Source organism: Amycolatopsis sp. NPDC006125, assembly GCF_040614195.1.
GTDB classification, from domain to species: Bacteria; Actinomycetota; Actinomycetes; order Mycobacteriales; family Pseudonocardiaceae; genus Amycolatopsis_E; species Amycolatopsis_E tucumanensis.
Map to the genome: position 1 here is coordinate 20,498 of NZ_JBEXTZ010000009.1, position 21,239 is coordinate 41,736.

The following is a 21,239-nucleotide window of genomic DNA, read 5'->3' on the forward strand; positions in this document are numbered from 1 at the left end:
GTACTAGCCGGCCGGGCGCGGGAGGTCGCCACGGTAGTCAACTCGCTCAGCGGTGTGACGACTGTGAACTGCCGGACGGCGTCAGGCCAGGCGGTCGAGGTCCTGCGGCGTGTCGACGTCGGCGCACTCCCCCGGCGCGGCAGGCACCTCCACGATCTCCAGGTGGCCGAGCACGCGGCGCAGGGCAGCCCCGTGCGGTTGGGCAGGCAGGGCGGCGCGCAGGCTCGCGGTGCGCCACACGCCGATGAGCCACTGGCGGCGGCCGGTGTGGTCGGTGAGCAGTGCGCCGTCGGCGTCGCCGAGCGCGGCGGTGAGCCGCTCCACTGTGGACGGTGTGACGCCGGCCAGGTCCCCGGCGAGCAAGACGACGCGGCTCGCCGAGACGTGCCGGAGCCCCGCGGCGACGGCGGCGACCGGCCCGCCGCCCGGCGGGTCCTCCCGCGCCCAGCGCACGCCGGTGATCCCGTCCCGCGCCGGCCCCACCACGACGACCGGATCGGCGCCGGCGACCGCGTCCAGCGCGCGGCGCAGCAGGGGCCGCCCGCCGACCGGCAGCATGGGTTTGTCCACACCGGACATCCGGCGCGCGGAGCCTCCCGCGAGCACGACGGCGGCCAGGTCGGTCACGCCGCCCAGGCTAGCCCCGCCGGTGCCGGCGCTCGCCGGGGTGGGTCTCACAGAGGTTCCGGCTGGCGGCCGGCGGACTTCAACGCGCCGCTAGCCGACCAGGCGCGTCGCGAACGGCATGATGTCTCCGTAGCGCACCCGGGTCACCCGCACGGTCAGCCCGGACTGCGGGGCCTCGATCATCATCCCGTTGCCGAGGTACAGCGCCACGTGGTGGATGCCGCTGCGGCCCCAGAACAGCATGTCCCCGCGCCGCATCTGCGCCAGCGGCACCCGCCGCCCGGAGGTGTACTGGTAGCCGCTGTAGTGCGGCAGCGCCTTCACCCCCGCGAAGGCGTAGATCATCAGCCCGGAGCAGTCGAACCCGACCTTGCGGTAGTCGCCGTAGGCGTCGGCCACGCCGCCGTCGCGGATGCCGCGCGTGGGGCCGTAGGCGTTGCCGCCGCCCCACGCGTACGGCACGCCGAGCTGCGACATCGCCCGCGCGACGACCCGCTCGATCGTCGCGGACGCCGAACCGGACGCGACCGGGGGCGGCGACGGCCTGCCGGCGTTCCCGCCGCCGCTGGGCTGCGAGTTGGACGCCTGCGCCGCGGCCAGCGCCGCCTGCCGCGCCTGCTCCTCGTCCTCGCGCTGCTTCTGCGCGAGCCAGTCGTCGTAGCGCTGCCGCTGGCCCTGCAGCCCGCTGACCCGCTGCTGCGCCTCGAACAGCTGCTGCTCGACCGTGGTCTTCTGCGCCACCAGCTGCGCGTTCTGCGCCGCCTGGTTCTGCTGGGCCTGCACGGCCACGGCCTGCGCGGAATCGGCGGTGATCTTCGCCCGCGCGGCCTGGTCCTGCGCTTGCTGGGCGAGCTGCAGCGCCTGGCGCGCGGCGGCGTCCTTGTTGGACTTGTCCGTCTGCGCCTGCTGCATCATCTCCAGCGCGTTGAGCTGGCTGCCGCTGACGGCTTCCAGCAGCTGGGCGCGGGCCAGCAGGTCCTTCGGGCTGCTCGCGCCCAGGTAGGCCGAGATCGACCCCATGGTGCTGCCCTGCTGGTAGCTGCTGGAGATGAACGCGTCGAGGTTCGCCCGGGCCGCGTCGATCTGGGCCTGCGCGGCGTCGGCCTCGCGCTTGGCCGCGTCCGCGTCGCGTTGCGCCTGGTCGGCCGCGTCCTGCGCGGCCTGCAGGTCGACCAGCGCCTTGTTGGCCTCTTCCATGCGCAGCTCGACCGTGCTCTGCAGCTCGTCGAGCCGCGACTCGGCCTCGGCGAGCTGGTTGGTCAGCTGCCCGACCTCGCCTGCCTTGGCGTCGGCGTCGCGCCGGCTCGCGCTGATCTCGGAGTCGCTCGGGTTCGGCGGCGGTGGCGGCACCGCGGCGGCCGGCCCGGTCGCGATGGACACCACCACGAGCGCCAGCGCCCCGGCCCCCAGCCAGCGGCGCGCTCTCCGGCCCTGGTCACCCACGCCCTCGACTCCCTCCCGCGGACAGACTTCCCCACTGCATCGCGAACTGTGCCACCCGAGTCACTCGCAGACCAGGTGTCACACGCGGCACAGCTGCAACTTTCACCCCAACCGGGGATCCTCCGGGCGTTCCGGCGCGTCGGAGGAGCGTGCAGAGATCGCGAGTCGGCCCCGCCGTCGCCACGCTGGGCCTCGCCCTGGTGGTGGCGGGCACCTTCCTGCCCTGGTTCCGGTCGGGGTCGGTCAGCCGGAGCAGCTACGCGGCGGCCGGGCTGGCCGACCGGCTGGCGCTGCTCGACGACCCGCTCGCCGGCACGGCGCTGCGGGCGTGGGTGGCGGTCCCGGCGCTGGCGGCGGCGTGCCTGGTGCTGCTGGTCTGCGGTCTGGCGCGCACCGGCGCAACGTTGACGGCCCTGCTGGCGATTACCGGGGGAACCGTCGCGCTGATCGCCACCGTCCAAGCGGGCGGAACCACGGGGGTGGTCTCCGTCGCCCTGGCCGGGCCGGTGACCACGCTCTGCGGTTCCGCCCTCGCGCTGGCCGGCGCGGTCGGCACCTTCATCACGGCGAGAGCAGGTAGAACACGGTGAGCACGCCTCCCCAGGACGGTCAGTGGCCGTACCAGCAGAACCAGTACCCCGGGCAGCAGTACCCGCAGCAGCCGTACCCCGGGCAGCCGTACGGCCAGGGGTACCCGCAGCAGCAGTATCCGCAGCAGCCGTACACGCAGCCCTTCCAGCAGCTGCCGCCCCAGCAGCCGCCGAAGCGGGGCCGCCGCGGCCTGATCATCGGGCTCGTCGTCGCGCTCGTCGTGCTGCTCGGCGGTGGCGGCACGTGGTTCGCACTTTCGCAGCGGAATTCGATCGCCTCCGGCGCGGCCACCCCGACCGAGGCGGCGCGGAACCTGGCGACCGCGCTGAGCGGCAGCGACGTGGTCGGCATGGTCGGCGCGCTCGCGCCCGCCGAGGCGAAGCTGCTCACCGAACCGATCGGGCAGACCACCGACGAGCTCAAGCGCCTGGGCATCCTCAAGCCGGACGCGAACCCCGAGGCGCTGACCGGGATGCAGGTCAAAGCCGAGAACCTGACGTTCGACGAGGCGGGCGCGGAGCAGGTCAACGACCACCTGACGATCACCAAGCTCACCGGCGGCACGATCACCGTCACCGCCGACCCGTCCAAGCTGCCGCTGTCGGACAAGCTGATGGAGCAGATGCCGGCGGGTGAGGGCCCGCAGACCGAGACGATCGACATCGCCGACGAGGTCGCCGACTCCGGCGAGCCGATCCGCATCGCCACGGTCAAGGTCGACGGCGAGTGGTACCCGAGCCTGCTCTACACGATGGCCGACTACGCGCTGCGGGACGCGAACGAGCAGTGGCCGTCCACCTCGATCCCGGCGCGCGGCGCGACCAGCCCGAACGAGGCGGTCAAGCAGCTCGTGCAGGCCGCGCTCGACGCCGACGTCACGCGCGTCATCGAGCTGCTGCCGCCGGACGAGATGGCGGTGCTGCACGACGCCGGCCCCGCGCTGGTCGCCGCCGCGGCCGAGGACGCCGAGCCCAGTGGCGCGAAGCTGCTCGACCTGCGGACCGAGACCTCCGAGGTGCCCGGCGGCACCCGCGCCACCGTCACCCACGTGCAGATCCAGGGCCCGGACGGCGAGACCTACACCGTGACCAAGAAGGGCGACTGCTACGAGGCGACCGGTGAGGGCCGCACCGAGGAGCTGTGCGCCGACTACCTGGCGGACACCCTCGAGGACGAGGTCGGCTCGTCGGTGCCCGAGGAGGTCACCCAGGTCCTGCAGCACCTGTCGAGCGGCATCCTCGGCCAGGGCCTCGGCGTGATCACCACCGAGGTGGCCGGGCAGCACTACGTCAGCCCGCTGCGCACGTTCAACGAGCTGGGCCTGACGGTGCTGCGCAGCCTGCAGCCGGAGGACATCACCGCGCTGCTGCGCCTGGCGGAGTAGCGCGAAGCAGATCACACCGCTGCCTGGGCGGGTCGCGTTGAAGTCAAAAAAGGACAAGCGTACTGTTTGCCGTGTGGGAGCCTGCGCCGTCCCCGCGTCTGCGGACGCGAGCCGCGTGCGCCAGACTCGCGACAGACAGACCCGAACCGAACTGACGGCGACGACCCTGCCCAGGGAGTTAGACGTGACCGCACCAGCCAGCAAGGACAGCTTCGGCGCCCGCGACACCTTGAAGGTGGGTGACGCCTCGTACGAGGTGTTCCGCCTGGACAAGGTGTCCGGGTCCGAGAAGCTGCCCTACAGCCTGAAGATCCTGCTCGAAAACCTCCTGCGCACCGAGGACGGCGCGAACATCACCGCCGACCACATCCGCGCGCTGGGCAACTGGGACCCGACCGCCGATCCGTCGATCGAGATCCAGTTCACCCCGGCCCGCGTGATCATGCAGGACTTCACCGGTGTCCCCTGCGTGGTCGACCTGGCCACCATGCGCGAGGCCGTCACCGACCTCGGCGGCGACCCGGACAAGGTGAACCCGCTCGCCCCGGCTGAGCTGGTCATCGACCACTCGGTGATCATCGACGTGTTCGGCCGCGCGGACGCCTTCGAGCGCAACGTCGAGATCGAGTACGAGCGCAACCGCGAGCGGTACCAGTTCCTGCGCTGGGGCCAGGGCGCGTTCGACGAGTTCAAGGTCGTCCCGCCGGGCACCGGCATCGTGCACCAGGTCAACATCGAGCACCTGGCCCGCACGGTCATGGCGCGCAACGGCCAGGCCTACCCCGACTCGTGCGTGGGCACCGACTCGCACACCACGATGGTCAACGGCCTCGGCGTGCTGGGCTGGGGCGTCGGCGGCATCGAGGCCGAGGCCGCGATGCTCGGCCAGCCGGTGTCGATGCTGATCCCGCGCGTCGTCGGCTTCAAGCTGACCGGCGAGATCCCGGCCGGCGTGACCGCGACCGACGTGGTGCTGACGATCACCGAGATGCTGCGCCGCCACGGCGTGGTCGGCAAGTTCGTCGAGTTCTACGGCGAGTCCGTCGCCCAGGTGCCGCTGGCCAACCGCGCCACCATCGGCAACATGAGCCCGGAGTTCGGCTCGACCGCGGCGATCTTCCCGATCGACGACGAGACGATCCGCTACCTCAAGCTGACCGGCCGCTCGGCCGAGCAGGTCGCGCTGGTCGAGGCCTACGCCAAGGAGCAGGGCCTGTGGCACGACCCGAGCCGCGAGGCGTCCTACTCCGAGTACCTGGAGCTGGACCTGTCGACGGTGGTGCCGTCGATCGCGGGCCCGAAGCGCCCGCAGGACCGCATCGAGCTGACCGACGCGAAGTCCGCGTTCCGCAAGTCGGTGCACGACTACGTCGAGGAGCAGCACCCGACGCCGCACACCAAGGTCGACGAGAAGGTCGAGGAGTCCTTCCCGGCCAGTGACGCGCCGAGCCTGTCCTTCGCGGACGAGGACGCGGAGCCCGCGCTGCAGTCGGCCGCGAACGGCGCGTCGGGCCGCCCGTCGAAGCCGGTCACGGTGCGCTCCGAGGAGCGGGGCGAGTTCGTGCTCGACCACGGCGCCGTGGTGATCGCCTCGATCACCTCCTGCACCAACACCTCCAACCCGTCGGTCATGCTGGGCGCCGCCCTGCTGGCCCGCAACGCGGTGGAGAAGGGCCTGTCGGTCAAGCCGTGGGTGAAGACGTCGATGGCGCCGGGTTCGCAGGTCGTCACCGACTACTACGAGAAGGCCGGCCTGTGGCCGTACCTGGAGAAGCTGGGCTATCACCTGGTCGGCTACGGCTGCACCACGTGCATCGGCAACTCCGGCCCGCTGCCCGAGGAGATCTCGGCCGCGGTGCAGGAGAACGACCTGACCGTGGTGTCGGTGCTGTCCGGCAACCGGAACTTCGAGGGCCGGATCAACCCGGACGTCAAGATGAACTACCTGGCGTCCCCTCCGCTGGTCATCGCCTACGCGCTGGCCGGCACGATGGACTTCGACTTCGAGGAGCAGCCGCTCGGGCAGGACTCGGACGGCAACGACGTGTTCCTGCGCGACATCTGGCCGTCGCCGCAGGAGATCCAGGAGACCATCGACTCGGCGATCACGCAGGAGATGTTCTCCAAGGACTACGCCGACGTGTTCGACGGCGGTGAGCGCTGGAAGTCGCTGCCCACCCCGGAGGGCAAGACCTTCCAGTGGGACCCGGAGTCGACCTACGTGCGCAAGCCCCCGTACTTCGAGGGCATGCAGGCCGACCCGGAGCCGGTCACGGACATCAAGGGCGCCCGCGTGCTGGCGAAGCTGGGCGACTCGGTGACCACCGACCACATCTCCCCCGCCGGCGCCATCAAGGCGGACTCGCCCGCCGGCCGGTACCTGGCCGAGCACGGCGTGGACCGCAAGGACTTCAACTCCTACGGCTCCCGGCGCGGGAACCACGAGGTGATGATCCGCGGCACCTTCGCCAACATCCGGCTGCGCAACCAGCTGCTGGACGACGTGCAGGGCGGCTACACCCGCGACTTCACGCAGGAGGGCGCGCCGCAGGCGTTCATCTACGACGCGGCGCAGAACTACGCCAAGGCCGGCATCCCGCTGGTCGTGCTGGGCGGCAAGGAGTACGGCTCGGGTTCGTCGCGTGACTGGGCCGCCAAGGGCACCCGGCTGCTCGGTGTGCGCGCCGTGATCGCCGAGTCGTTCGAGCGGATCCACCGGTCCAACCTGATCGGCATGGGTGTCATCCCGCTGCAGTTCCCGGAGGGCGAGTCGGCCTCGTCGCTGGGCCTGGACGGCACCGAGACGTTCGACTTCGAGGGCATCACGAAGCTCAACGAGGGCGAGACGCCGCGGACCGTCAAGGTCACCGCGACCAAGGAGGACGGCACCAAGGTGGAGTTCGACGCCGTGGTGCGGATCGACACCCCGGGTGAGGCGGACTACTACCGCAACGGCGGCATCCTGCAGTACGTGCTGCGCAAGATGACCCGCGCCTGACGGTTTCTCTTCCGAGAAGCGCCCGCGAGCCCCGCTCGCGGGCGCTTTTTTCGTTCGTGCGGGAAGCGCCGCGCGTGCTGAGCGGGTTCCCGTGCCCTGCCGCCCGGAATCGCGACCGCTTTGACGTGCCGTAGGAGGACGGTGGCCTGCCCGGCTACCTGCTGCGGCCCGACGCCTCGGGCCGCAGCAGGCGGACGCTCGTGGTGCCCCACGGCAGCCAGGGGTGGTGGACGTGCCGGCCTCGTGGACCGCGCCCCTGCCAGGGGGCATGGACCCGCAGCTCGACGCGGGCGAGAGCGACGGGTCCTCCAAGGGCGTGCGGACGGCCGAACGCCCGCCGGACGGTGGAGTTCCGCGCCCGCCCCTACGGCTTCCGGGACCGCTTCCACCTCTGCCGCCCCGTGCGCGAGTACCGGCGAGGGGCAGGCTTCGGCCGTCCGCACTCCCCGCTGTTGACCGATCCCGAGTGTGAGCAGTTCTGGCCCGGCCAGGCCGCCCGGTCGGCCGGGGTCGTGCGGTTCACCAGGTCGGAAGGCGTGTCCGGGCACTGTGAGCCGATGGCACGGCTGCTAGTCGAGCAGCGGGTGTTCGACTGGCTCGGCGAGCGAATCGGCCAGGGCCGCGCCGTATAGGTCGTTATACGCCGATCGCGGCGCGCGGCCTGCGCTACCGCAGCTGGTCGCGGCGGCGCGTGAGGTAGGCGGTCTCGGCGGTGTTGCCCGCCAGCTCGATGGCCTTGTCGTAGGCCGCGCGGGACTCCGGGCCGCGGCCGAGCCTGCGCAGCAGGTCGGCGCGGGTGGCGTGGAACGCGTGGTAGCCGGCCAGCCGCTGCTCCAGGCGGTCGACGGCGGCGAGCGCCACCTCCGGGCCGTCGAGTTCGGCGACCGCGACGGCCCGGTTGAGCGCGACGATCGGCGACGGGTCGAGGCGGACGAGCTGGTCGTAGAGAGCCAGGATCTGCGACCAGTCGGTGTCGCGGCCGTCGCGGGCCGAGGTGTGCACGGCGTTGATCGCGGCCAGGATCTGGTAGCGGCCCGGCGCCACCCCGGCCGCGGCGGCCGCGAGGCGCTCGCGCACCAGCCGGTGGCCCTCGGCGATGAGCGCGGCATCCCAGGCGCCGCGGTCCTGCTCGTGCAGGGGAACCAGCTCGCCGCTCGCCGACACCCGCGCCGGGCGGCGCGCCTCGATGAGCAGCATCAGCGCCAGCAGCCCGGCCACCTCGCCGTCGTCCGGCAGGAGGGCGCGGATCAGGCGGGTGAGCCGGATCGCCTCGGCGGTCAGGTCGTCCCGGACCGGGGCGGCGCCGGACCCGGTGGCCAGGTAGCCCTCGTTGAACACCAGGAACAGCACCGCGAGCACACCGGACACGCGTGCCGGGAGGTCCTCCGCCGACGGCACCCGGTACGGGATGCGGGCGGCCTTGATCTTGGCTTTCGCGCGGGTGATCCGACGCTCCATCGCGGTCTCGGCCACCAGGAACGCGCGGGCGATCTCGCGCACGGTCAGGCCGCCGACCATGCGCAGCGTCAGCGCCACGCGAGCCTCCACCGCCAGCGCGGGGTGGCAGCAGGTGAAGATCAGCCGCAGCCGGTCGTCGTCGATGACGCCGAGGGGCCCGGGTGGTTCGTCGTCGTGCACCATCCGGGCCTCCTTCTGCTTGTCGTCGCGATTGTTCTCGCGCCGGATGCGGTCGATGGCCTTGCGGGTGGCGGTGGTGGTCAGCCACGCGCCGGGGCTGGGCGGCACCCCGTCGGCGGGCCACCGCTCGACCGCGGTCGCGAACGCCTCGGCGGCGGCCTCCTCGGCGATGTCGAGGTCGCCGAAACGCCGGGTCAGGGCAGCCACCACCCGGGCCCACTCCTCGCGGTGGGCCCGGGTGACCGCCTCGCGCGCGTCCGTCACCGGAACGGCCGCACCTCGATCTTGCGGTCGCAGATCTTGGAGGCCTCGGTGGCGAGCTTGAGCGCCACGTCCAGATCGGGGGCCTCCCAGATCCAGACGCCGGCGAGGTACTCCTTCGACTCGACGAAGGGCCCGTCGCTGAACACCGCCTGCTCGCCCCGGTTGTCGACGACCGTGGCCGACTCGGTGTCCGCGAGCCCGCCCGCGAAGACCCAGTAGCCCTCGGCGATCAGGCGTTCGTTGAACGCGCTGATGGCCGGCTGCCGGTCCGTCCGGCCGGGGTTGTCCTTGTCGTCGATGACGGAAACCAGGTACTGCATCTGAAGATCAGCTCCTCGGGTGGGCGGGGTTTTCAGGCGGTGGCGTACTGCGGGCGCCCGGCGGGCCGGTAGACCTGGATGGTCACGCCCTTCGAGTCGGTCCGCGAGTCGACGAGGTCGAGCGCGAGATCGGGGCCCGCGTCCGGGAACAGCCGCGCGCCCTGCCCGACGACCACCGGGATCACGATCAGGGTCAGCTCGTCGACCAGGTCGTTGGCCAGCAGCCACCGGATCAGGGCGCCGCTGCCGTGCACCTGCAGTTCGCCGCCGGGCTTGGCTTTCAGGTCGGCGACGGCGGCGGCCAGGTCGCCGCGCAGGACGGTGGTGCCCGCCCACGCCGGGTCGGTCAGGGTCGTCGAGGCGACGTACTTGGGCCGGTCGTGCAGCGCCCGCCGGACGGGCTCCCAGCCGGGGACGTCCGCGTCGGTCCCCCACGCGCCGGCGAACAGCTCGTAGGTCCGCCTGCCGAACAGGAACGCGTCGGCGCGCTGGTAGGTCTGCTTGATCAGCGCGCGGGTGCTGTCGTCGCCCTTGCCCATCGCCCAGCCGCCGCGGTCGAACCCGGCGCGGCGGTCCTCCTCCGACGCGCCGCCGTTGCCCTGCATCACGCCGTCGACGCTGATCTGGGTCATGGTCGTCAGCTTCATGGTCGCGGTTCCTCCACCTCGGCGCCGCCCCATCCGCGGGCGGCCTCACCCTGACCACGAACGCGACCACCCGGATCCGACACCGCCCCCCGGAATTTCTTGCCGCGGCCTATCGGCGGGTGAGCAGGAAGATCGGCAGCTCGCGGCCGGCGGCGAGGCGTTCCATCTCGTAGCCAGGCCAGAAGTCGAGCAGGCGCTGCCACATCCGGTCGTAGTCCTCGCCCTTGACCGGCTGCGCGGTGACCGGGATTTCCTTCCCGCGGATGGCCACCGTCGCCTCGGCGTGCTCGCGCAGGTTGAAGGTCCAGCCGGGGTCGCGGGGGCGGCCCCAGTTGGAGCCGACGAGCACGAAGCCGTCCTCGTGCGGGAAGTACAGCAGGTTCGTGCTGCGCGGCAGGCCGCTCTTGCGCCCCAGGGTGGTCAGCCGCAGCGACGGCAGGCCCGCGATGCCGACCAGGGTCACGCGGCCGCCGAACCAGCGGTGCAGCCGCTTGTCCGCCCAGATGATGACCTTCGCGAGCCGCATCAGCCACGGGCGGGTGCCCAGCCTGCGGGCCAGGAGCGGGAGCGGATTCTTCACGACCCCTATTGGACCACCCGCCCGCCCCCGCCACCGGGCACCCCACGCTGCGGCGCCGGTCACGATCCCGCAGCGGCGACGCCTGGTCGGTTTCCGGGGCGGGTGACGGGCAGGCATCGCACCAGATGCGGAGGCATCGGCGCACCCGCGGCAGGGACAAGCCCGAGCCACGAGCGGCGGTCCGTTGCCGCCGAGAGTGCGGACCTGGTCGGCCCGGCCTTCGGCACGGCTGAGCAGCCTGCGCCGCGGCGCCGGCCACCGCCCGCGCAGCGGCACCTCGAGCCCTTGTCCGCGTGACGGGTAGGCAACGCACCAGACGCGGAAGCATCGGCGCATCTGGTGCCAGGCCAGGACCGACCGGAACCACGAGCGGCCATCCGTTGCCGCGAGCGTGCCGGCCCCGGCCTTCGGCCCGGCTGAGCAGCCCACGCCGCGCCGCCAGTCAGGATCCCCCGCGGCCGGCCGGCTAGCTCATCGCGCGGGCCAGGGACACCCCGAACCGTCCAGCGGCGTCGGTCCACCAGTGCTCGACCTCGAAGCCGGCGTCGGCCAGTTCCGCGGTCACGCCGTCGCGGCGGAACTTCGCCGAGATCTCCGTCCGGATGTGCTCGCCCGCCTCGAACGAGACCTCCATGCCCGCGCCCGGGATCGACACCCGCATCGGCTCCGGGGCGCGCAGCCGCATCTCGATCCACTCGTTCCGAGCGTCCCAGTGGGCGACGTGCTCGAAGGAGTCCGGGGCGAAGTTCGCGCCCAGCACCTCGTTGACCACCCGCAGCACGTTGCGGTTGAACTCCGCCGTCACCCCGGCGGAGTCGTCGTAGGCGCGGACCAGCGTCTCCGGGTCCTTGACCAGGTCGGTGCCCAGCAGGAACCACTCGCCCGCGGCCAGCACGTCCCGCACCGAGCGCAGGAACTTGCCGCGGTCGGCGGGCAGGAAGTTGCCGATCGTGCCGCCCAGGAACGCGACCAGCCGGGGCGGCTCGCCGGGCAGCAGGCCGAGGTGCTCGGTGAAGTCGCCGACCACGCCGCGCACGTCGAGCCCCGGGTAGTCGGCCTGGATCGCCTCCACCGCCTCGGCGAGCGCGGCCTCCGACACGTCCAGCGGCACGAACGTCCGGAGACCGCCGTGGTCGCGCAGCCCGTCGAGCAGCAGCCGGGTCTTCTCGCTCGACCCCGAGCCGAGTTCGACCAGGGTGTGCGCGCCGGTGATCTTCGCGATGCCGGCGGCCTCCCGCGCCAGCACCTCGCGTTCGGCCCGCGTCGGGTAGTACTCGGGCAGCGCGGTGATGTCCTCGAACAACCGGCTGCCCGCCGCGTCGTAGAACCACTTGGACGGCAGCCACTTCTGCTCGGCCGACAGCCCCTCCCGCACGTCCGCGCGCAGCGCCTCGGCGATCTCGGTGGCGCTGCGGTGGATGTCCAGTTCGGACTCGGTCATCAGGGAACACTCCGATCGGCGTTGAGGGGAATGACTTCGACGGCGCCGTGCCGGGCTGCGACGAGGTGCCGGTCGGGCACCTCCGACCAACCGGGCGCGTCGTCGAGCGGTTCGGACGCGAAGAGGACGGCCTCGCCCTCGACCCGCACCGACAGGGCGTGGGTCCAGGCGGTCCCGACGAGGACGGCGCCGTCGGTGAGCAGGAAGTTCAGCCGCGACCCCGGCGCGGCGCGCTCGACCTGGGCGATCAGGTCGGCGACCGCGCCCACGGGGTCCTCCCCCGCGTCCAGCCGCTCCCGCAGCAGCGCCCACAGCACCGCCGAGTCGGTGGGCGCCTCCAGGGTCATCAGGTCGGTGACCGGCAGCTTCCCGGCCAGCGCGGCGAGGCTGTCCGGCCAGCCGCGCACCATCCCGTTGTGGCTGAACAACCACCGGCCGCCGGTGAAGGGCGCGCACGCGCCCTCCCCGGACGGCATCCCGGTGGTGCCGTTGCGCACCGCGGCGACGAACGCTCCACTGTGGACCGACCGCGCCAGCCGCGGCAGGTCCTGGTCGCTCCACAGTGGAACCGGGCGCCGGTACCGCACCGGCTCCGGGCCGTCGCCGAACCAGCCCAGCCCGAACCCGTCGGCGTTGACCACGCCGCCGCCACGCATGTCCCGCGGCGCGTAGGTCTGCCGCAGCAGCGAGTGCGGCGCGTCGAACACCGGCTCCGCCGGCGAGCGCGGCGGGCCGAGGTAACCCAGGTGGCGGCACACCGTCAGGCCCGCTCGCCCGGCGCGGCGTCCCGCGCGCAGCGGAACCCGGCGAAGATCTGCCGCCGGATCGGGTAGTCCCAGTTGCGGAACGTGCCGCGCACGGCCGCCGCGTCGGTGCCGAACGAACCGCCGCGCAGCACCTTGTACTCGGGCCCGAAGAACACCTCCGAGTACTCCCGGTACGGGAACGCGCGGAAGCCCGGGTAGCCGGCGAAGTCGGTGCTCGTCCACTCCCACACGTCGCCGATCAGCTGGTGCACGCCGAGCGCCGAGGCGCCCTTCGGGTACGCGCCGGCAGGGGCGGGCGAGAGGTGCCGCTGGCCCAGGTTCGCGTGCTCCGGCGTGGGATCGTCGTTGCCCCACGGGTACCGCCGGGACTCCCCCGTCGCCGGGTCGAACCGGGCGGCCTTCTCCCACTCCGCCTCGGTGGGCAGCCGCTTGCCCGCCCACCTGGCGTACGCCTCGGCCTCGTAGTAGGACACGTGCACCACCGGCTGGCCGGCGGGCACCGGCTCGTGCACGCCGAAGCGGACCCGCCACCAGCCGTCCGGCTCGCGGCGCCAGAACCGCGGCGCGGTGATGTCGTGCTCGGTGCGGTAATCCCAGCCCGCCGCGCTCCACAGCTCACGCCGGTCGTAGCCGCCGTCTTCGAGGAACTCCACGTACGCGCCGTTGGTCACCGGCACGGTGTCCAGGTAGAACGCGTCCACGTCGACCTCATGGGCCGGGCGCTCGTTGTCCAGCGCCCACGGCTCCAGCGACGTGCCCATGACGAACGGGCCGGCCGGGACGAGGACCTCGCCCGGCAGTGGCCCCGATCGCGCGGGCGGCGGCGCGGGCGCGTGCAGCACCGGATCGCCCTTGCGCAGCTGGTGGGTGGCCAGCATGGTCTCGTCGTGCTGCTGCTCGTGCTGGGTGATCATGCCGAAGGCGAACCCGGCCTCGGTGAGCGGGCGGCCGGTCATCGGCGCGCGCTCCAGCACGTCGAACGCCTTGGCCCGCACCTCGGCGACGTAGGCGCGCGCCTCGGCCGGCCCCAGCAGCGGCAGCGACGGCCGGGTGGCGCGCGGGTGCTGGAACGCGTCGTAGAGGTCGTCGATGTCGGGCCGCAGCGGCTCCCGGCCGCCCACGTCCCGCACCAGCCACAGCTCTTCCTGGCTGCCGATGTGCGCGAGGTCCCACACCAGCGGCGACATCAGCTTCGAGTGCTGGCGGACGAGGTCGTCGTCGTCCACCGCGGCGGTCAGCGCCGTGCTGCGGGCCCGCGCCCGCTCCAGCGCGGCGGCCGCGCGGGAACGCAGGGCCTCTTCGGACAGTTCACGCACCGGGTTCGGCGCCTCGGTCAACGGCGGCACGCCGGTCATTTCGTCCCCTCCCCGGCGTGCGCGAGCCGCTGCACGCCTTCGCTGATCCGGTTGACGGTCTCCTCGGTCAGGTCGGTGCGGGCCAGCTCGGCGCACCCGAGGTCGGCGACCTCGCGCGCCACCGCCGCTATCCGCGGGTCGGCCATCCCGGCGCGCGCGGCGCGCTCCCACTCACCGTCGACGGGCGCGCACACCTCGCGCACCCGGTCCACTGTGGAGGGACGGTCGAGCAGGGCGGTCAGCAACGCGACCGGGTGCAGCCAACGGTCCCGCGGCTGGGCGTCGAGGTAGCGGACCTCCAGGTAGCCGTGCGGCCGCACCGGGGTGAACATCGTGGTCAGGTGGTAGTCCAGATCGGCCACGGTCGGCCGCCGCAGGACCCGCCCCGCGCCGCGGCCGGCGGCCCAGTCGGCGAAGGTGAGGCCGTCCGGCGCGTCCCACGGCCCCTCGCCCCGCCGCACCACCAGCAGCGGGGTGTCCATGATGCGGCGCGACCAGCTCGCCGCCGGGTCCGGGCCGCACGCGGCGGCCGCGGTCCGGCACGCTTCGGTGGCCATCACCGCGAGCCAGCGGGCCGACGCCGCGCCGGTGTCCCGCCCCGCGTGCCGCCGGGAGTTGGCGAACAACGCGAGCAGCGGCGGGCCGAGGGCGTGGACGGCGGCCCACCTGGCGGCGAACGAATCGGCCTCCCCGGCGTCGACGCAGACCTGCAGGCCGGCGGTGCTGCACATCATCGTGACGCCGCCGTCGCCCATCGGGGCGAACCGGCGTTCCATCGCGGCGTAGCGGGGGGTGTCCAGCAGCCGGGCCGGGGCGCGGTGGGCGTCGATGCCGTCGTCGCGCAGGACGAACCCGTGGCGGGCGAGCAGTTCGGTGAGGTGAGCCAGATCGGCGGCCACCGCGTCGGCGAGCTCGCGGAGCGAGGCCTGGGGCAGGGCGGAGATCTCCACCTGGCCGCCGGGTTCGAGAGTCAGGGGCGAGCCGGCGGGCAATGGCCTGGCCGGGCTCTCGGGACTGAGGGTGCGCGGGGCGTGCGGGCCGAGCGCACGGGCGAGATCTGCACGGTCGAGTGGTCTTCGCGGGTCTTGCACGTAGTGCACGGTGTACTCGAGCTCCACGCCGAGCAGGCGCGGTGGCCCGTGCTTGAAGCACACGGACGCCACGTACGCCTCGCCCTCGGCGCGGTCGGAGACCACCTTCGCCGCCACCGCCCCGCCGGGGGCGGGTGACGTGGGCCGGACCGCTGTCATGTCGTGTCCAATCGCCGGGGATCACTCGCTTTCGGACGCTACACGCGGGCACCGACAATTTTCAGGGTTGACCGGGGCCGTTCCCGGCTACCGGCAAGACATCCGTAAGGATTGCAGTAAGTACGTACGGTTTGCGAAAGCCGGGCTCGCGGTGTCAGGATCTAGCCATGCCCCGGGTCAGCCAGGACCACCTCGAAGCGCGCAGGCGCCAGATCCTCGACGGATCCCGTGTCTGCTTCGCCCGGTACGGGTACGAGGGTGCCACGGTGCGCAGGCTGGAGGAAGCGACCGGGCTGTCCCGCGGCGCGATCTTCCACCACTTCCGCGACAAGGAGTCGCTCTTCCTCGCCCTCGCGGAGGAGGACGCGGCCCGGATGGCCGACGTGGTCGCGCAGCAGGGCCTGGTGCAGGTGATGCGTGAACTGCTCGCCGAGGGCAGCGACCACCCCGCGGACTGGCTGGGCACGCGGCTGGAGGTCTCCCGGCGGCTGCGCACCGACCCGGAGTTCCGCGGCCGCTGGGCCGAGCGCTCACAGCAGCTGACCGCCGCCACCCGGCAGCGCCTGCTGTGGCAGCGCCAGGCCGGCAACCTCCGCGACGACGTCGACGTGGACGTGCTCACCGCCTACCTGGAGCTGGTCCTGGAGGGACTGGTGTCGCACCTGGCGATGGGCCTGCCCGCCGACGACCTCGGCCCCGTGCTCGACCTCGTGGAGGAGAGCGTGCGGCGGCACCGGGTGCGCGCCTCGGCCGACTCCTGACACGCTCACCAGCGCCGACGCCCTCGTCCGGCCGCCCGGTTCGGGTATCATGGCGCACACGTTTCCAGCCATTCCCAAGGAGTGACTTCTTTCGTGCGCGACGCGCAGTCACCTGGTGACAGTACGAAGCCGGGTGGCGAACCCGGCGTTCCCGAGCACCTCCCCGGCCCGGTTCAGGACCGTGACGGCCGATGATGGAAGTGCTCCTCTCCGTTCTCGGAGTCGTTTTCTTCGTGTTGCTGACGGTCGGCACCGGTCTCGCGGTGGCCGCCGAGTTCTCCCTCACCGCGCTCGAGCGCAGCACCGTCGAGGCGCACGTCCGCCAGGTCGGTGACAAGCGGGCCCGCACCGTCCGCAAGGCGCATTCGACGCTGTCGTTCCAGCTCTCCGGCGCGCAGGTCGCGATCACGCTGACCACCCTGGTCACCGGGTACGTCGCGGAGCCGCTGATCGGCAACCTGGTCCGCCCGCTGCTCACCGCCGCCGGACTGTCCGAAGGCTTCGCGGGCGGCGCCTCGCTCGTCATCGCGCTGCTGCTGGCCACGATCCTGTCGATGGTGCTGGGCGAGATGGCGCCCAAGAACCTGGCCGTGGCCAAGCCGCTGGAGACCGCGCGGGCCGTGATGGGCTACCACTCGCGGTTCTCGGCGCTGTTCCGCTGGCTGATCACGCTGATGAACAACAGCGCGAACTGGCTGGTGCGCAAGTTCGGCATCGAGCCGCAGGAGGAGCTGCGCTCGGCGCGCTCCCCGCAGGAGCTCGGCTCGATCGTGCGCACCAGCGCGGAAAGCGGCACCCTCGACACCTCGACCGCGCGGCTGCTGGACAAGTCGCTGCGCTTCGGCGACCGCACCGCGGAGGAGCTGATGACCCCGCGCGTGCAGGTCGAGTCGCTCACGGTCGGCGACACGATCAACGACCTCGTGGAGCTGTCCCGGCGCACCGGCCACTCCCGTTTCCCGGTCTACACCGAGGACCTGGACGACGTGCAGGGCGCGGTGCACGTGAAGCAGGCCTTCACCGTGCCCGCCGCCGAGCGGGCCACCACCCGGATCGCCTCGATCATGCGCCCGGTGCCCACCGTGCCGGAGTCGCTGCCCGGTGACGCGCTGCTGTCCCGGCTGCGCGACTCGCGCTTCCAGGTGGCGATGGTCGTCGACGAGTACGGCGGCACGGCCGGCCTGGTGACGCTGGAGGACGTGGTCGAGGAGATCATCGGCGACGTCCGCGACGAGCACGACACCGGCGAGGCGCCGTCCTCGCAGCAGGTCGGCTCCGACACCTGGCTCGTGTCCGGCCAGCTGCGCGCCGACGAGGTCACCGAGGTCACCGGGTTCCGGATGCCCGACGGCGACTACGAAACCATCGCCGGCCTGATGCTGGAGCGGCTCGGCCGCATCCCCGACCCCGGTGACTCCACCGAGGTCGACGGCTGGTGCCTGACGGTGTCCGAAATGGACCGGCTGCGCATCGCCGAGGTGAGCCTGCGGCCGCTGGCCGGGCGGACGGAGGTGGCGCGGTGAACGACTGGCTCGCGATCTTCCTGATCGTCGTCCTGCTGCTGCTGAACGCGTTCTTCGTGGGCGCGGAGTTCACCCTGATCTCCTCGCGCCGCGACCGGCTGGAGGCCCTGCTGGAACAGGGCAAGACCCGGGCGCGGATCGTCATCAACGCGAGCAGGCACGTGTCGCAGATGCTCGCCGGCGCCCAGCTGGGCATCACGATCTGCTCGCTGGTCCTCGGCCGTCTCGGCGAACCCGCGGTGGCGCACCAGCTCGAAGGGTTGTTCGGGCTGCTCGGCCTGCCGGACGTCGTGCTGCACACGGTGTCCTTCGCGATCGCGCTGGCGTTCATCACGATCCTGCACGTGCTGATCGGCGAGATGGTGCCGAAGAACCTCGCCATCGCCGAGCCGGAGCGGCTGGCGCTGTGGCTGGTGCCGATCCACGTCGCGTGGGTCAAGCTCGCCAACCCCTTCATCTGGCTGCTCAACGCCATGGCCAACGCGCTGCTGCGGCTGGTCCGGGTCGAGCCGAAGGACGAGCTGGAGACCGCCTACACCTCCGACGAGCTGGCCGAGCTGCTCTCCGAATCCCGCCGCGAGGGCCTGCTGGAGCAGTCCGAGCACGAGCGGCTGAGCCAGACGCTGTCGTCGGTCGAGAAGACCGTCGCCGACGTCCTCGTGCCCACCGCGGAGCTGACGACGCTGCCGAGCACGCCGACGGTGGGCGACGTCGAGGAAGCGGTCTCGTCGACCGGCTTCTCGCGGTACCCGCTGCGGTCGGCGGGCGGCGAGCTGATCGGGTACCTGCACGTCAAGGACGTGCTCGACCAGATCGGCGAGGCCCCGGGGAGCCGGGTGCCCGCGGACAAGACGCGGCCGCTGACCGACCTGCCCGCGCACGCCCGCCTCGACGAGGCCCTGTCCGCGATGCGCCGCGAGGGCAGCCACCTGGCCCGCGCGCGCGGCGCGGACGGCACGATCATCGGCGTGGTCGCACTGGAGGACCTGGTCGAGGAGTACGTGGGCACGGTGCGCGACGGGACGCACGTGACGGCGTGATGCGGGTTCTGGCCGAGGACGAGTGGCGGGCCCGGCAACGCGAGCACGCCGCGCGGGTCCGCCGCTGGACCGGGCCCTACCAGGAGCGCCGGTCGCGGGGCGAGAAGCACCCGGTGCACGACTTCCTGTTCCAGTACTACCCGCACCGCCCCGCGCACCTGGAACGGTGGAGCCCGGGGCCGGGTGTGGTGCTGGCGGGGACTGCATCGGAGTTCCTGGCGCGGCCGGAGTTCCGGGAGACGGCGGGCGGCGTGGTGCTCGGTGAGCTCCCCGCCAAGCGGGTGCCGACGGTGCGGGCGTTGCTGGTGCTGCTGGAGGCCACCGCGTCCCGGCCGCCGCGGCTGAGCTGTTTCGGGCTGCACGAGTGGGCGATGGTGTACCGGCAGGCGCCCGGGCAGGTGCGGCACAACCAGCTGCCGCTGCGGCTGGGCACGGCCGGCACCGACACCGTCGTCGAGTCGCTGGAGCTGCGCTGCGGGCACTACGACGCGTTCCGGTTCTTCACCCCGCCCGCGCGGCCGCGCAACGCGCTGGAGCCGTCGCGGGAGCGGCAGGTGGAGCTGGAGCAGCCGGGGTGCCTGCACGCGAACATGGACCTGTACCGGGCGGCGTTCAAGCTCGACCCGTTCGTGCCGTCCGAGCTGGTCGCGGACTGCTTCGAGCTGGCGGTGGAGATCCGCGAACTGGACATGCGGGCGAGCCCGTACGATTTGTCGGGACTGGGCTACTCCCCCGTGCGGATCGAGACCGCGCGGGGGCGGGCGGAGTACGCGCGGGCCCAGGCGGCGTTCGCCGCCAGGGCGGAACCGCTGCGCGCTCGGCTGATCGAGCACTGCCGGACGCTCCTCGCACAAGGGCAGTAACGCTCAGTCCTGCGATTTTCTTGGGTTCATCACGTTTCGCTAACGACGGACCCCTGTTAGGGTGAACGTCGTTTGTCGGAGCACACGGAGAGTTGAGGAAGAGCACGCATGGGGCGACACAGCAGGGGCGACGACCCCGCTCACGGCCGTCCTGAGGCTGGGGAGCCGACGGGGTACCGGCAGGCGGCGCCGCGACCGGGCGAGGCCGTGGGCGCGTTCCCGGTGGATCCCGGCTCGGCGAGCGGGTACCAGCGCGTGCCCGGCGGTGCTCCTGGCGATGGTTCCCGCGGCGTGGTCCCTGGTGCGACCCCCGGTGCTCCCCGCGGCGTGGCCCCCGGTGTTCCCCACGACGCGGCCCCTGGTGCTCCCCGCGGCGTGGCCGCCGGTGTTCCCCACGACGCGGCCCCTGGTGCTTCCCGCGGCGTGGCCGCCGGTGTTCCCGCGGGTGGCCGGATTCGCCCCGTTGAGGCGGGCAGTCGCCGCGCAGGCGGTTTCGCCGCGCCCGGTGAGACGACCGGCAGCCGCCGCGCTGTGAGCTCAGGCTTCGGCGGGTCCCGCTCGGTGGCGGCCCCGGGCGAGGCGACCGGTAGTCGCCGGACGGTCGGCGCCTCCGAGTCGACTGGCAGCCGCCGCGCTGCGGGGGCCGCTGAAACCACCGGCAGCCGCCGGGCAGTCGGCGCCTCCGAGTCCACAGGTAGCCGCCGGGCCGAGGGGGCCGCTGAGTCCACCGGCAGCCGCCGCGCGGTCGGCGCCTCTGAAACCACCGGCAGCCGCCGGGCGGTCCGTGCCTCCGAGTCCACCGGCAGCCGCCGCGCGGTCGGCACCTCCGAAACCACCGGCAGCCGCCGCGCCATCAGCGCCTCCGAAACCACCGGCAGCCGCCGCGCCATCAGCGCCTCCGAAACCACCGGCAGCCGCCGCGCCATCAGCGCCACCGAGACCACCGGCAGCCGCCGCGCCATCAGCGCCACCGAAACCACCGGCAGCCGCCGGGTGGTGGGTGAGTCCAGTGGCTACCGGCGCGCGGGCGAGGGCACCAGCACCCGCATCCTGGCCGTGGACGGCCGCCCGCAGCTGGGCCGCCGCCGGGCCGGGACCGGCGAATCCACCGGCTCCCACCGGGTCGCGCCCGGCGAGGCCACCGGCTCGCACCGGGTGCTCGGCGAGGCCAAGCGCGGCATCGCGAAGTGGCCCATCGTCGCCGGGGTGTTCGTCGTGCTCCTCGTGCTCGGGATCCTCGGCTGGGGCTGGGCGGACAGCATCGTCGCCAACCGGGCCGAGGCCCAGGCCAGCGCGTGCGCCGAGGGCGACTCCAACCTCAGCGTCGTCGCCGCCCCGTCGGTGGCCCCCGCGGTGACCGCCGCGGCCGAGCGGTGGAACCAGGCGAAGACCGTGGTGCACGCGCACTGCATCCACGTCCAGGTCCAGGCCATCGACGACCAGCGCGTCCTGCTGGCCCTCACCGGCCGCGGCAACCTCGACTCCATCGGCGGCCAGCCCGCCGTCTGGATCCCGGAGACCTCGGCGACGATCACCGAGCTGACCACCGCCCGGCCCACCCTGCTGACCTCCCCGGCCGAGCCGCTCGCCGCCAACGCCCCCGCGGACTACCCCTGCGCGGTGCTCACCGCCGAGGACGTCGACGAGGTCCAGCAGCGCGCCTCCCAGCGGTTCCGCAACTACCTCCAGGAACCGGCCCAGCAGGCCGACTTCACCCGCCTCCTCCACCCCGGCGCCTAGTGCAGGA

At 72.8% G+C, this 21,239-nt stretch carries 19 protein-coding genes; 9 read left to right on the plus strand and 10 right to left on the minus strand.

Features of this window, described 5'->3' with window-relative positions:
• Window positions 1-81: 81 nt before the first annotated feature.
• Both ABZ193_RS07065 and ABZ193_RS07070 read right to left on the minus strand, forming a co-directional pair.
• Window positions 82-627, minus strand: coding sequence for a molybdenum cofactor guanylyltransferase (locus ABZ193_RS07065; RefSeq protein WP_354709225.1), 546 nt, complete (start codon window positions 625-627; stop codon window positions 82-84).
• Window positions 628-717: 90 nt separating this feature from the next.
• Window positions 718-2,070, minus strand: a complete 1,353-nt coding sequence (locus tag ABZ193_RS07070) for an NlpC/P60 family protein (RefSeq protein ID WP_354709226.1) — start codon at window positions 2,068-2,070, stop codon at window positions 718-720.
• Between the two features lie 149 nt (window positions 2,071-2,219).
• Here ABZ193_RS07070 and ABZ193_RS07075 point away from each other — a divergent pair, with 149 nt between their 5' ends.
• From ABZ193_RS07075 to ABZ193_RS07090, 4 genes are all read left to right on the plus strand, one after another.
• Window positions 2,220-2,660, plus strand: a complete 441-nt coding sequence (locus tag ABZ193_RS07075) for a hypothetical protein (protein ID WP_027935933.1) — start codon at window positions 2,220-2,222, stop codon at window positions 2,658-2,660.
• Window positions 2,657-4,045, plus strand: coding sequence for a flagellar basal body protein FliL (locus tag ABZ193_RS07080; protein WP_354709227.1), 1,389 nt, complete (start codon window positions 2,657-2,659; stop codon window positions 4,043-4,045). Before ABZ193_RS07075 ends, ABZ193_RS07080 begins: the two co-directional genes overlap by 4 nt.
• A gap of 184 nt (window positions 4,046-4,229) precedes the next feature.
• Complete coding sequence (gene acnA / locus ABZ193_RS07085; protein ID WP_354709228.1) at window positions 4,230-7,043, plus strand: aconitate hydratase AcnA; 2,814 nt, start codon at window positions 4,230-4,232, stop codon at window positions 7,041-7,043.
• Between the two features lie 452 nt (window positions 7,044-7,495).
• Window positions 7,496-7,675, plus strand: coding sequence for a hypothetical protein (locus ABZ193_RS07090; RefSeq protein WP_354709229.1), 180 nt, complete (start codon window positions 7,496-7,498; stop codon window positions 7,673-7,675).
• A 34-nt stretch (window positions 7,676-7,709) separates the two neighbouring features.
• Here ABZ193_RS07090 and ABZ193_RS07095 read toward each other — a convergent pair whose 3' ends face one another.
• The 8 genes from ABZ193_RS07095 to ABZ193_RS07130 all read right to left on the minus strand — a co-directional run bounded on the left by ABZ193_RS07095 (window position 7,710) and on the right by ABZ193_RS07130 (window position 15,305).
• Entirely contained in the window at window positions 7,710-8,945 is a 1,236-nt protein-coding gene (locus tag ABZ193_RS07095; RefSeq protein ID WP_354709231.1) for a DUF6596 domain-containing protein, read from the minus strand.
• Window positions 8,942-9,265, minus strand: a complete 324-nt coding sequence (locus ABZ193_RS07100) for a YciI family protein (protein WP_020418460.1) — start codon at window positions 9,263-9,265, stop codon at window positions 8,942-8,944. Before ABZ193_RS07100 ends, ABZ193_RS07095 begins: the two co-directional genes overlap by 4 nt.
• Before the next feature lie 32 nt (window positions 9,266-9,297).
• Window positions 9,298-9,912, minus strand: a complete 615-nt coding sequence (locus ABZ193_RS07105) for a dihydrofolate reductase family protein (protein ID WP_354709233.1) — start codon at window positions 9,910-9,912, stop codon at window positions 9,298-9,300.
• 109 nt (window positions 9,913-10,021) lie between these two features.
• Window positions 10,022-10,492, minus strand: a complete 471-nt coding sequence (locus tag ABZ193_RS07110; RefSeq protein ID WP_020418462.1) for a nitroreductase family deazaflavin-dependent oxidoreductase — start codon at window positions 10,490-10,492, stop codon at window positions 10,022-10,024.
• A gap of 466 nt (window positions 10,493-10,958) precedes the next feature.
• The gene (gene egtD, locus ABZ193_RS07115; protein ID WP_354709235.1) at window positions 10,959-11,933 is read right to left on the minus strand and encodes an L-histidine N(alpha)-methyltransferase; all 975 of its coding nucleotides are present in this window, start codon (window positions 11,931-11,933) and stop codon (window positions 10,959-10,961) included.
• Window positions 11,933-12,691 (minus strand): ergothioneine biosynthesis protein EgtC, encoded by a 759-nt coding sequence (egtC, locus tag ABZ193_RS07120; RefSeq protein ID WP_027935935.1) that lies wholly within the window; start codon window positions 12,689-12,691, stop codon window positions 11,933-11,935. Before egtC ends, egtD begins: the two co-directional genes overlap by 1 nt.
• 2 nt (window positions 12,692-12,693) lie before the next feature.
• Entirely contained in the window at window positions 12,694-14,055 is a 1,362-nt protein-coding gene (gene egtB / locus ABZ193_RS07125) for an ergothioneine biosynthesis protein EgtB (RefSeq protein WP_354709237.1), read from the minus strand.
• Entirely contained in the window at window positions 14,052-15,305 is a 1,254-nt protein-coding gene (locus ABZ193_RS07130; RefSeq protein ID WP_354709238.1) for a glutamate-cysteine ligase family protein, read from the minus strand. Before ABZ193_RS07130 ends, egtB begins: the two co-directional genes overlap by 4 nt.
• A gap of 167 nt (window positions 15,306-15,472) precedes the next feature.
• On the opposite strand from ABZ193_RS07130, the gene ABZ193_RS07135 reads away from it, so the two are divergent.
• The 5 genes from ABZ193_RS07135 (at window position 15,473) to ABZ193_RS07155 (ending at window position 21,232) form a co-directional block, all read left to right on the plus strand.
• Complete coding sequence (locus ABZ193_RS07135; protein ID WP_237335783.1) at window positions 15,473-16,066, plus strand: TetR/AcrR family transcriptional regulator; 594 nt, start codon at window positions 15,473-15,475, stop codon at window positions 16,064-16,066.
• Between the two features lie 191 nt (window positions 16,067-16,257).
• A complete protein-coding gene (locus ABZ193_RS07140) occupies window positions 16,258-17,589 on the plus strand; it encodes a hemolysin family protein (protein ID WP_020418468.1) in 1,332 nt (443 codons plus the stop codon).
• Window positions 17,586-18,629 (plus strand): hemolysin family protein, encoded by a 1,044-nt coding sequence (locus ABZ193_RS07145; protein ID WP_354709239.1) that lies wholly within the window; start codon window positions 17,586-17,588, stop codon window positions 18,627-18,629. The genes ABZ193_RS07140 and ABZ193_RS07145 overlap by 4 nt, the downstream gene beginning before the upstream one ends.
• Window positions 18,629-19,492, plus strand: a complete 864-nt coding sequence (locus ABZ193_RS07150) for a 3-methyladenine DNA glycosylase (RefSeq protein ID WP_354709284.1) — start codon at window positions 18,629-18,631, stop codon at window positions 19,490-19,492. The genes ABZ193_RS07145 and ABZ193_RS07150 overlap by 1 nt, the downstream gene beginning before the upstream one ends.
• 531 nt (window positions 19,493-20,023) lie before the next feature.
• Window positions 20,024-21,232 carry a hypothetical protein gene (locus ABZ193_RS07155; RefSeq protein ID WP_354709241.1) on the plus strand — a complete coding sequence of 403 codons (1,209 nt, stop codon included), beginning with the start codon at window positions 20,024-20,026 and terminating at the stop codon, window positions 21,230-21,232.
• The last annotated feature ends 7 nt before the right edge of the window (window positions 21,233-21,239 follow it).